Below are 11,685 nucleotides of genomic sequence, written 5' to 3'. Positions count from 1 at the left end.
ATCGACACTTCGGACAAGTCACAACCCGAACCCGCCACCCCAAGCCTAAACCACCCCACACTCCCAGCACCCCTTGACAAAGGGGTACCGGGAGCAGCGGTCAGCACCACCCACCCCGCTACGACCGCATGATTTCGACTCTGGTCCGGGCGCCCGTTGAAAGCGCGTAACGATCGGGGCGTCGCATCGAGGCATGTCTCTAGACGTTCCGATCAGCCGACGCACGTTCGTCTCCGGAGCCTCCGCGATCGCGGCCGGGCCGATCCTGATCCGCCAGGAAGGACCGCCGCTGCCGGACGGGCTGTTCCGCCTCGGCGTGGCGTCCGGCGACCCGCTGCCCGACGCGGTGGTCATCTGGACACGCCTCGCACCGACGTCCGGCCTGCCGGCGAGCGCGGTGCCGGTGCGCTGGGAGGTGGCGACCGACGAACGGTTCCGCCGGGTGGTGGCGTCCGGCACCAAGCAGGCCACCGCCGACCTCGCGCACTCGGTGCACGTGGACGTGCGCGGGCTACGCGCCATCCATCAACTTGATGTCGGTTCAGGGCGTCGAGATCTCGCCGGTCGGGCGCACCCGCACCGCCCCGGCCGACAACGCCCGCCCCCAGAACCTGCGCTTCGCGTTCGCGTCCTGCCAGGACTACCAGGCGGGCTTCTACACCGCCTACGCCCACCTGGCCGAGGAAGACCTGGCCTTCGTCGCGTTCCTCGGCGACTACATCTACGAGGGCGCGCCCAACCCGAACGCCCGCCGCGTCCACAAGGGCGCCGGCGAGCCGCTCGACCTGGCGCAGTACCGCAACCGCCACGCCCAGTACAAGACCGACCCCCACCTGCAGGCCGCGCATGCCGCGTTCCCGTGGATCGTGACGTTCGACGACCACGAGATCGACAACAACTGGGCCGACGAGATCCCGCAGGATCCTCAGCTCCAGACGCCTGAGGCGTTCCGCGCGCGGCGGATCGCGGCTTTCCAGGCCTACTACGAGCACATGCCGCTCCGGCGGAAGTCGCTGCCGCGCGGGCTCGACATGCAGGTCTACCGCCGGTTCCGCTTCGGCGATCTGGCCAGCGTGCACGTGCTGGACACCCGCCAGTACCGCAGCGACCAGGTGGAGACCCGCGAGCAGGCGCTCGACCCGTCGCTGACGATGACCGGGGCCGAGCAGGAGCGCTGGCTGACCAACGGCCTGCGCAACGCCGGCACCCGCTGGAACCTGCTGGCCAACCAGGTGATGTGGGCGCAGAACGACCGCACGGCCGGCCCCGCGCAGACGTTCGACCTGGACAACTGGGACGGCTATCGGGCGCAGCGCAGACGGCTGCTGGAGTTCTTCGGCTCCGGCCGGGTCGCCAACCCGATCGTCCTCACCGGCGACCGCCACTGCACCTGGGCCTGCGACCTGCGCACCGACTTCGACGACCCGTCCACCCCGATCGTCGGCGCCGAGATCACCGGCACGTCGATCACCTCGGGCGGCAACCCCGACGTCGCGGCCTTTCACCGCACCTACGACCCGATCATGGCCGAGAGCCCGCACTGGCGCTACATCGACAACCAGCGCGGCTACGTCCGGGTCGACGTCGACCGCTCCCGCACGCTGAGCAGCCTCCGCCTCGTCGACACGGTGTGGGCCGAGCAGGCACAGATCCGCACGGCCGCCGAGTTCGTCGTCGAGAACGGCCGCCCCGGCATCGCCTCGGTCACCGCGGAACCCGTGCCCCTCGCCCGCACCCGAACCGCAGGCCCGATTCGCGCTTCTTAAGATATTTGTCGCAGCGGGGTGGTGGGTACTGACCGCTGCTCCCGCCGAGGCCGGTCCGGGCGGCCGCACGCTCCGCTTCCGCGGCCGCCCTCCCTGCGACGTGTGTGAGTGGTCCCGCCCGCCGCTGACGCGGCCCGGTCAGATCGTGACGACGTGCCAGGAGGAGCCGACCGCCATCCACATGCGATCGTCACGGGCGGCCACCGCGCGGGGCGCCGATCCGGGCAGGTGGAGCGGCTCGCTGGTGGTGGCCTCGATCGGGCCGTCCGTGACCCGCCCGAAGCGCATCGTCACCTCCCCGTCGTCGTACGTGGCGAAGGCCAGCCGGTCGCCGGCCACCAGCACGGCGAACGCCCAGTGGATCGGATTCCGGCGAACGCATCGCACCCCCGCGCCGTCGATCTCCACAAGCGGGAAGCCGGTGTAGGGGCACGCCCAGGTCCGGGTCGCGCCGACGTTGAGCGAGTAGCAGTCCAGCCACCCGGACCGCGGGCCGTTGCCGTCGTAGGCGGCGAGCCAGGCCGCGGTGCCGTCCCCGGTCCAGCGGATCAGCCCGGGCCTGTCCAACATCGTCCGGAACGGCCGTGCCGGCTCGGCCCGGCCACGCGAACGCGGCGGGCGCTCCGGCAGCGGCACGCAGACCGAGGCCTCGTCGAAGTAGCCGATCCAGATGTCGCCAGCCGCGTCGGTCGTCAGGTATTCGATGCCGTCGCCGGCGTGGAAGGTGCCTCGGGTCGAGCCGTCCGCGCCGATCACGCGGGCGTTGCGGGGAATCTGGGCCTCGAGCTCGGCGACCGACTCCGGCGCGGGCCCCTCGGGCATCCGGCAGCGGGCGTCGGCCAGCACGAAGCCGTCGCCCAGCACGTCGACCTTCGGGAACTGCAGGTCGAGGTCGGGCACGGCGACCTCGGTGACGTCCTTGCCGTCGAGCACGACGATCGTCGCGGTGTAGGGGTCGGGCGCAGGGCCGCGCACCCAGCACCGCGCATCGGGGGCGACGAGGAAGGCGACGATGCGCCCGGCGGCGTCGACCGTGGACGTGGCGACGCGACGGTCCGCGTACCGGGAGGGCAGCGTGCCCCAGAGGCGGGCGTGCGCCGTCATCGGGTGAGGCAAGAAATCATGGCGCCGATGATGACAGACCCACCCGTCACGCGAAACTCGCTTTCACGGCCTGCCCCCTGATCAGGTCGCGGAGGTGGCGGTGCCGTGCTGTGCGCGTACCCCATCAAGGTCTTATCCCAGGTAGACGGCTTGTTCGCGGGTGTCGGCGGCGTCCTGCGAGGGCAGCGTGGCCGCATCGGCCAGGATCCGCTCCAGCAGCGCCACCGGCAGGTGCGGGCCGGCCGCCGCTCGGCGGGAGCGGAGAGGTAGGGCCGGATGTGTGCGCAGCGCCTCGAACTGCTCGTCCGTCCAGACCCGGCGGGCCGGCAGGTCGTACTTGACCTCGGTGAACTGCTCGTCGACGAGCCGGCGCAGCAGACCGGCCGGTATCGCCGGGTTGCGCGCGAGACCACGCAGACGGGCGCGGGCCGGACGGTTGCGGTGGGACCAGTAAGCGTCGTTGGCTCTCAGGAGGCCCTCCTCGATCGACGAGGATTATCCACCGGGAGATTAGGGGGCGGGGGGCCCGGGACAAGGCCCCCCGCAGGGAAGGGACGGCAGGCGCGCGAGGCGCCTACTGGTCGCGCGGGACAGCCAGGGGAACCGATCGGCGCCCGGGACAAGGCAGCCGGACCGGCGGGCGACCCCTCAGCGTCACGACCGTCATCCGTTTCGCAGTAAGAAACGAGAGCCGTACCCCGCGGTTACGACTTCAAACGTGCGTTCTTGACCGAACTCCTGGCTCCCCCCTCGGTGGACATCGCCTCGTATTTCACCAAGAGTGGCTGTACCTTTACGATCCGGCGTCATCGTTATCGAGGGAGCGCCCATGGCGGACGTCTTTGTCAGCTACCGGCAGCCCGACAGCTCCGAGGCGCGCCGATTGGCCGAGGCTCTCCGCGACGCCGGGCATGAGGTCTGGTTCGACAAGTGGCGGATCGACATCGGCGACTCCATCGTGGAGCGCATGTCGTCCGGGCTGGCCGGGACCACCTATCTGGTCCTGTGTTGTTCCAGCTCCGGCGTCGAGTCGCCGTGGATGAGCCGGGAGTGGATGTCCATGCTGGCACGCCAGCTCAACGGGCATCCGGTCAAGATCCTGCCGGTCCGGCTGACCGATGGGGCGGTCCCCGCCATCCTCGCCGATCTGAAGTATGCCGACCTGGGCCGGAACTGGGACGGCGGGGTGAGCCGCCTGCTGGCGGCCATCCGATGACCGTCCCGCCGCGCCGTCGCCCGATCCTGATCGCTCACGCGCAGGGCGACGAGGAGCAGGCCGAACGGCTGGCCGCGCCGCTGGTGGCGGCCGGATACGAGGTGGTGCACTCCGGCACGGTGCTGGTCGGCGAGAGCCTGGTCGCCGAGGCCGGCCGGGTGCTCACCTCGGGCGGCCCGGTCGTGCTGTGTGGCACGGCCCGAGCGGCCGGCAGTCGATGGGCACACCGGCTGGTCCACGCCACCCGCCGCTATTCCGGCGTACGGGTCTTCGGACTGGAGATGGACGAGGAGGCCTACCTCGAGCCGCTGACGCTGGATGCCGCGATCGCCGCCTACTGGCTCGATCCCGGCCGGGCCGTTCAGCAACTGCTGGCCGCGCTGGCCCGGCACTACCCGGTCGACCCCTCGGCCGAGCCGGCCGACGAGGCGGAGGCCCGGGCCGAGGCGGCCTACCGCAACCTGCTCCTGGACGCCTGCGATCTGATCCACCTGACCAACCTGCCGAGCGACCGGCGGACGGCGACCCGGCAACTGATGCTGCGAACCCTGTTCGTGCCGCTCAAGGTCCGGGTCGAACGGGAGGCGGGCGACCCACCGGACGCCGGCGGGCTGACCGCGATCGAACGTCGACGGGCCACTTCCGGTGGCGGGTCGCCGGACAGCGGAAGTCCTGGCTCCGATCGGTCCAGGCCGACCGGCGCCCAATCGGCGTCCCGGGACGTCCCGGTCGGCCCGGGCGCCCGCCTGCGGGTGTCGCGCCGCCTTGTCGTCCTCGGTGATCCCGGCGCCGGCAAGTCCACGATGCTGCGCTGGTTCGCCACGGCCTTCCTGCTCAAGCTGCGCGGCGACCCGGACTGGTCCGACCTGCCGGCCGTGGAGACGCTGCCCGACGAAGACTGGCTACCGGTCCTCGTACGCTGCCGGGATCTCAGCGCGGACCAGCTCAACGGTCCGCTCGCCGACATGCTCACCCATGTGCTGCGGCGGGCCGAACTCCCCGACCACCACGTCGACGTCCTGCGGTCCAGCCTGCTCCGGCGGCTGGCCGACGGCTCGGCGTTGCTTCTGGTCGACGGCCTCGACGAGATCGCCGACGCCACCGCCCGGGCCCGTTTCTGCGAACAGCTCGAACGGATCCACCTCGCCTACCCGGCCGCGCCGGTCATCGTGACCAGCCGGATCGTCGGCTACCGCGAGATGGGCTACCGCATCGGGCGCGGCTTCGAACACGTCACGCTGGCCGAACTCGGCCGCCGCGACAAGGACGACTTCATCCGCCGCTGGTGCGCGCTCAACGAGCCACCGGACCGGCACAAGGCGATCGCCGCCGAGATCAGCAAGGACATCCACGGAACCGACCGCATCGAACGCCTCACCGGGAGCCCGATGCTGCTGACGACGATGGTCCTGGTCAAACGTACGGTCGGGAAGCTGCCGGAGCACCGGGCCGACCTGTACCGGGAGGCGATCAAGGTGCTGCTGAACTGGCGGCCGGAGGTCGACCGGCCGGTCGACGCCCGCGAGGCGGTGCCACAACTCGGCTACATGGCGTACGACATGTCGGTGCGGGGCGCCCAGCAGATCACCGACGACGACCTGATCACTCTGCTGGCTCGGATGCGCGACGAATATCCGACGCAGTACTCCGTCGCCCAACGCACGCCGGCCCAGTTCATCCAGCTGATGGAGAACCGCACCGGCCTGTTGACCGAGGCCGGTCGGGTGCACGACGTGCCGGTCTTCGAGTTCCGCCACCTGACGTTCCAGGAGTACCTGGCCGCACGCGCCTTGGTGAAACGGTGCTTCCCCGGGAAGGACCCGGACCGCGGGCTGGCCGACGACATCGCCGTCCTCGCGACCCGCCTCGACGACCCGGTCCCTTCCGACTCGTCGGCCGACCGCTCCTGGCAGGAGGCCGTGCGACTCGCCGTGACCCTCTGCCCGGACGACGACGTCGACCCGGTGCTGCGGGCTATCCTCGGCCCGGACGACGGCGACCCCGCATCGTCGACACCCCGGACCGTCTTCGCCGCCCGCTGCCTCCAGGACGAGCCGAACGCGGGACCGGACGCGGCCCGGACGGTGCTGCGGCGCCTGGTCCGGACGTTGCCGTTCGACGGTCCGGAACGCGAGATCCATGACGCCGTGCGTTCGCTCGCCAGTTCCCGCTGGTCCGGCGAGCTGGTCAGCCACCTGCTCACCGAGTTCCGCACCCAGAGCGGCAACGCTTCGACCGACCTGGTCGCCCTGATCGGCGAGGTGATCGGCCGTTCCGCACCCAACGCTCCCGACGAGTTGGCGAGCTGGCAGGAAGCACGCATCCAGGACCTGGCGGCCGACGACCGGGAGACGGTGCTCCGGGCGGCGCTGATCATCGGACACCTGACGTTCGGCGACGACCGGGCCGCCGCGCGGCTGCTCGACCTGCTCCACGGCGTCGACGAACTGGCCGTGACGGCCGCGTGGGCGCTCGGCCGGCTCGCGGACAACGCGGAAACGTGTGCCTGGCGGCTGACCGACAACCAGGCCAGGAGCATCCAGCGGACGATCGACCCGGCCGCGATGCCTGCGTCGCGGCTAGTCCTGCTGACCAGGGTGCTCGGTGCACGGCGATGGACCGAGGCGGTCGATCCCCTCGTGAACGCCGCCCGCGACGCCGATCCGCTCGTGCGGGCGGCCGCCGTGCGCCGGCTGGGCACATCCGGGCTGACCTCGGTGATCCCCCATGTCATCGCGCGGCTCGAGGACGAGGTCGCGTCGGTTCGGGCGGCGGCCGCGAGGGCGCTCGCGAGCGTGCCGGCCGACAGCGCGGTCCCACCGCTGATGCGATGTCTCAGCGATGATGATCCGAAGGTACGGTCGGCCGCCGCGGTCACTCTCGGCCGCAGCGGAGATCGCCGAGCGGTTCCCGCGCTCGTCTCCGCCCTCCGCACGAGCGTCGGCGACGCGGCCGGACACATCGCTGAAGCCATCGGTGACCTGGGGAGCAGCGAAGCGGGCACCGCCGTGCTCGACGCGATGAAAACGGCGGACGAGAAGCAGACGTGGCGGTTCATCTCCGCACTGGGCAGTCTCGGCCACACCGACGCCGCGCCGCACCTTCTCGGCCGGCTGTCCGACGATCCCCATGATCACGAATTCTGGCTGAGCTGGACGCTGGGCGAACTCCTCGGAAACCGTGCTTGCGATCAGATCGCGGCGCTGTCCTCGGCCGCGGTGTTGCCCGTGCTCGCCCGCTTCGAGGTGGCACTTCCGGCCGAACGATTCCGGAAAGCGCTCGACGACGATGACGCCGACGAGCGGCTGTATGCGCTGAACGCGCTCTCGCTCCTCCACGACGATCAGGCCGTCCAGACCATCGCGGAAGCGGCGGCGGACGACACGCCGGCCAATCGCCGCCGAGTGGCCGAGATTCTCGGCAAGTCGATCGACTCCCGGGTCCGGGACCGCCTGCTGTCGTTGGCCGATGATACTGACATGCCGACACGGCTCGCGGCTGTTGAGGGCCTGGGTCGGTATCCCGATCACACCCTGTTCAGCACCCTGCGCCCGATGCTCAAGGAACCGGATCCACGTCTGCGTGTCGGCGTGGCCAGTGCCTTCTACCACCACTTCGACCCACGCCCGGTGGACCCTCTGCTCGACGCGCTGTCCGATCCGGTCGCCGAGGTGCGCGAGGAAGCCGCTCAGTCGCTCGGCAGCCAGCGCGTGAGTAAACCGATCCGGCGGCTCATGCGGCTGCTCGACGATCCCGCCCCGGGTGTCCGATCACGGGCCGCGGGATCGCTCGGCCGGCTGGGCGCCCGATCCTCGCGGAAGCGTCTCATCGAGATGCTGACGGCGGACGACTCAGAGGAACGGCTGTGGGCGACCTACGGCCTCGGTGAGCTGGGCGCCGAGGACACAGCACCCGATCTCATCGATGCCCTCGCTGATCCGGACCCGAACGTCCGCAGATGGGTGGTCTCCGCCTTGAGCAAACTGGGCGCTCAGTCGGCGTTCGAGCCGTTGGTCGCCCGGCTGAACGACCCCAACATCGAGGTCTGTTCGGCGGCGCTGTCCGCTCTGGCCCAAACGCGCGATCAGCGTGCCGGCAACGCGATCGTCGGCCGCCTGACGGATCCCCACAAGGAAATACGCGAAGCCGCTGCCGTGGCGGTCGGGAATCTAGGCGTGGCGACGATAGGGGCCGACCTCGTCCCCCTGCTTCAGGACCCATACTGGCGAATTCGGAGCGCGGCCTGCTGGTCACTGGGCTACTTGGACACCTTCGGAGCCCTTTCGACCCTGCGATCGACCCTGGACGACTCACATCCTCAGGTTCGACGTGCCGCGGCATGGGCTCTGGGCCTTCTCGGCGACACCGAGTCACTCGAGCCACTCCAGCACTTGGCGACCAGTCCGCACGGCGGGGTCAGAGCCAAGGCCGTCGAGGCTCTGGCCCGCATCGCACCCGACGCGACCCGACCACTGCTGATCAGCGCGCTGCGCAACGATCCTCATCCCACCGTGCGCGAGACCGCCGCGTGGGAACTTCGGCTCCGCCCCGGCTCCGATGCTGTCCCCGCCCTGCTCGAACGGCTCAACGACCACTACCTCGACGTGCGAACCTCGGTGGCCATAGCCCTCGGGGGCTCGGGTGACGCCGAGGTGGCCATTCATCTTCGCGAGGGCCTGAACGATCCTTCCCTCCGGATGCGGGGCTCCGTCGCCAACGCCCTCGGACTGCTTGCCGACGGCCGGGCCGCCTTCCGGCTCCGGCAGCTCGCGGATCATGTTGATCCCTGGCTGGCCTCCCGGGTCGCCTGGGCGCTCGGCCGCATGGGTGACCCTCGGCCCTTGCCGCCGCTACGCGCACGCATTGCGAATACCGCAGGCGACGACCGTAGGTCGATAGTTGCCGCGCTGGCGTATTTCGGGGATGACTACGCCCGACGGCTGACCCGCCGTGGCCTACGGCATGCCGCTGTCAGCACACGGCGCGACTGGCTCAGAGCCGCTGCCTGGGCCACACCCGATCTTGTGGATCGAGCCCTGCTCACCAGGGAGGGCGACGGCGACACCCCATATTTCGATCCGGCCGAACTGATCGAAGGGCGCCGGGTGGCGCTGATGGCTCGACGGCTGCATCGTCCGGTCGAGGAGATCCGGGCTCGCTATGCAGCGCTTTCGCGCAAACTGCCGCTGCGGATGCGAGACGACCCACTCACGCGAAAGGCGCGTTCACGGCCTTGAGCGTGAGTGGGTCGCGGTGTGCCACGCGTCGGTCGGCGTTGTGCGTACCCGACAAGGGGTTTCAGGCCAGCGTGCGGGCCAGGTTCTCGTCGAGGGCGTTCATGAACTCGTCGGTGGTGAGCCACGGCGCGTCGCGCGAGATGAGCAGGGCCAGGTCCTTCGTCATCTGGCCGCCCTCGACGGTCTCGACGCAGACCCGCTCGAGGGTCTCGGCGAACTCGGTCACCGCGGGGGTCTCGTCGAGGACGCCGCGGTGCTTGAGGCCGCCGGTCCACGCGAAGATCGAGGCGATCGGGTTGGTGCTGGTCTTCTCGCCCTTCTGCCACTGCCGGTAGTGCCGGGTGACCGTGCCGTGCGCCGCCTCGGCCTCGACCGTACGGCCGTCGGGGGTCATCAGGACCGACGTCATCAGGCCGAGCGAGCCGAAGCCCTGGGCGACCGTGTCGGACTGCACGTCGCCGTCGTAGTTCTTGCACGCCCAGACGTAGCCGCCCTCCCACTTCATCGCGGCGGCCACCATGTCGTCGATCAGGCGGTGCTCGTAGGTCAGGCCGCCCTCGCGGAACTGGTCGGCGAACTCGGTCTCGAAGATCTCCGCGAACAGGTCCTTGAAGCGCCCGTCGTACGCCTTCAGGATCGTGTTCTTGGTCGACAGGTAGACCGGGTAGTTGCGGGCCAGGCCGTAGCGGAACGAGGCGCGCGCGAAGTCACGGATCGACTCGTCGAAGTTGTACATGCCCATGCCGATGCCGCCGGCCGGGAAGTCGGCGACGAGGAACTCCATCGGCTCGGAGCCGTCCTCGGGCGTGAACGTCATGGTGAACTTGCCGGCCTTGGGCGCCACGAAGTCGGTCGCCTTGTACTGGTCGCCGTGGGCGTGGCGGCCGATGATGATCGGCTTGGTCCAGCCCGGCACCAGCCGCGGCACGTTCGACATGATGATCGGCTCGCGGAACACGACGCCGCCGAGGATGTTGCGGATCGTGCCGTTGGGCGACCGCCACATCTTCTTGAGGCCGAACTCGGCGACCCGCGCCTCGTCGGGCGTGATGGTCGCGCACTTGACGCCGACGCCGTGCTGCTTGATGGCGTTGGCGGCGTCGATGGTGACCTGGTCGTCGGTCTCGTCCCGGTGCTGGATCGACAGGTCGTAGTACTCGAGCGGGACGTCGAGGTAGGGCAGGATCAGCTGCTCCCGGATCTGCTTCCAGATGATCCGGGTCATCTCGTCGCCGTCGAGCTCCACCACCGGGTTGTTGACCTTGATCTTCGCCATCGGCCGGCGCTCCCTTCCCGCGATTCACGTCTAAGCAGTACGAGCGTACTGGATGAGGGGCCGCCGCGCCGACGGCCCCGGTCACACCAGGCGGAATCAGAGGTTGGCGACGTCCGCCTGCTTGGCCCGGACCGCCTCGGCGGCCTCCTTCAGGCCGGCCACCTCGGAGTCGGTGAGGTCGGTCTCGACGACCTTCCTCAGACCGGTCGCGCCGATCTCGGCCAGCACGCCCAGGTAGACGCCGTTGATGCCGTACTCGCCGTCGACCCAGGCGCAGACCGGCATGACCGCGCCGCTGTCCTCGGCCACGGCCTTGGCCATGCGGGCCGCCGCGGCGGACGGCGCGTAGTAGGCCGAACCGGTCTTGAGCAGGGCGACCACCTCGGCGCCGCCGTTGCGGGTCTTGGTGACCAGCTCCTCGATCTTCTCGGCCGGCAGCAGCTCGGACAGCGGCTTGCCGTTGACCGTGCACTTGGACGGCACCGGCACCATCGTGTCGCCGTGCGAGCCCAGGGTGAGCGCCTCGACGCTCTTCACCGGCACCGCGAGGGTCTCGGCGATGAAGTTGGTGAACCGGGCGGTGTCGAGCACGCCGGCCTGGCCGAAGACCCGGTTGCGCGGGAACTGGGTGGCGATCTGGGCCAGCGCGGTCATCTCGTCGACCGGGTTGGAGACGATGATCACGACGGCGTTCGGGGCGTACTTGGCGATGTTCTCCGCGACCTGGCGGACGATCTTGGCGTTGACCTCGAGCAGGTCCATGCGGCTCATGCCCGGCTTGCGGGGCAGGCCGGCGGTCACCACGACCACGTCGGAGCCCTCGATGGCCTCGTAGCCCTCGCCGTTGGGGCCGGTGGTGGCGCCGATCACCTTGGTCTCGAAGCCCTCGACCGCGCGGGACTGGTTGAGGTCGAGCGCGATGCCGGCCGGCTTGCCGTCGATGATGTCGGTGAGCACCACGGTGTCGAAGATGTCGTACTCGGCCAGTCGCTGTGCGGTCGTGGACCCGTAGAAGCCGGCGCCTACGACAGTGACCTTCTTGCCCATGCTTTCACTCCCAGTCATCTTTTTCGCCGAACGTATCAG

At 70.0% G+C, this 11,685-nt stretch carries 6 protein-coding genes and 1 pseudogene; 4 read left to right on the top strand and 3 right to left on the bottom strand.

Annotation, left to right across the window (positions count from 1 at the left end):
• Nucleotides 1–193 precede the first annotated feature (193 nt).
• Nucleotides 194–514, top strand: a pseudogene (locus tag AB0M54_RS26395) (PhoD-like phosphatase N-terminal domain-containing protein); the annotation flags it as partial.
• Between the two features lie 19 nt (nt 515–533).
• On the top strand, nt 534–1,766 hold the full coding sequence (locus tag AB0M54_RS26390; RefSeq protein WP_364474237.1) for an alkaline phosphatase D family protein: 1,233 nt from the start codon (nt 534–536) through the stop codon (nt 1,764–1,766).
• A gap of 138 nt (nt 1,767–1,904) precedes the next feature.
• On the opposite strand, the gene AB0M54_RS26385 is transcribed toward AB0M54_RS26390, so the two are convergent.
• Nucleotides 1,905–2,870: a hypothetical protein gene (locus AB0M54_RS26385; protein ID WP_364474235.1), complete on the bottom strand. Its 966-nt coding sequence runs from the start codon at nt 2,868–2,870 to the stop codon at nt 1,905–1,907.
• Between the two features lie 829 nt (nt 2,871–3,699).
• On the opposite strand from AB0M54_RS26385, the gene AB0M54_RS26380 reads away from it, so the two are divergent.
• A complete protein-coding gene (locus tag AB0M54_RS26380) occupies nt 3,700–4,086 on the top strand; it encodes a toll/interleukin-1 receptor domain-containing protein (protein ID WP_364318665.1) in 387 nt (128 codons plus the stop codon).
• Nucleotides 4,083–9,323, top strand: a complete 5,241-nt coding sequence (locus AB0M54_RS26375; protein ID WP_364474233.1) for a HEAT repeat domain-containing protein — start codon at nt 4,083–4,085, stop codon at nt 9,321–9,323. Before AB0M54_RS26380 ends, AB0M54_RS26375 begins: the two co-directional genes overlap by 4 nt.
• A 61-nt stretch (nt 9,324–9,384) precedes the next feature.
• Here AB0M54_RS26375 and AB0M54_RS26370 read toward each other — a convergent pair whose 3' ends face one another.
• Together AB0M54_RS26370 and mdh are read right to left on the bottom strand one after the other, a co-directional pair.
• Nucleotides 9,385–10,599 (bottom strand): NADP-dependent isocitrate dehydrogenase, encoded by a 1,215-nt coding sequence (locus AB0M54_RS26370; protein ID WP_364474231.1) that lies wholly within the window; start codon nt 10,597–10,599, stop codon nt 9,385–9,387.
• Nucleotides 10,600–10,695: 96 nt separating this feature from the next.
• Nucleotides 10,696–11,646, bottom strand: a complete 951-nt coding sequence (gene mdh, locus AB0M54_RS26365; protein WP_364474229.1) for a malate dehydrogenase — start codon at nt 11,644–11,646, stop codon at nt 10,696–10,698.
• Between the last annotated feature and the right edge of the window lie 39 nt (nt 11,647–11,685).

It is taken from the genome of Actinoplanes sp. NPDC051470 (assembly GCF_040682035.1).
GTDB lineage: Bacteria > Actinomycetota > Actinomycetes > Mycobacteriales > Micromonosporaceae > Actinoplanes.
The sequence above is the reverse complement of the archived record's forward strand: the minus strand, read 5'-3'. Positions and strand labels throughout refer to the sequence as shown.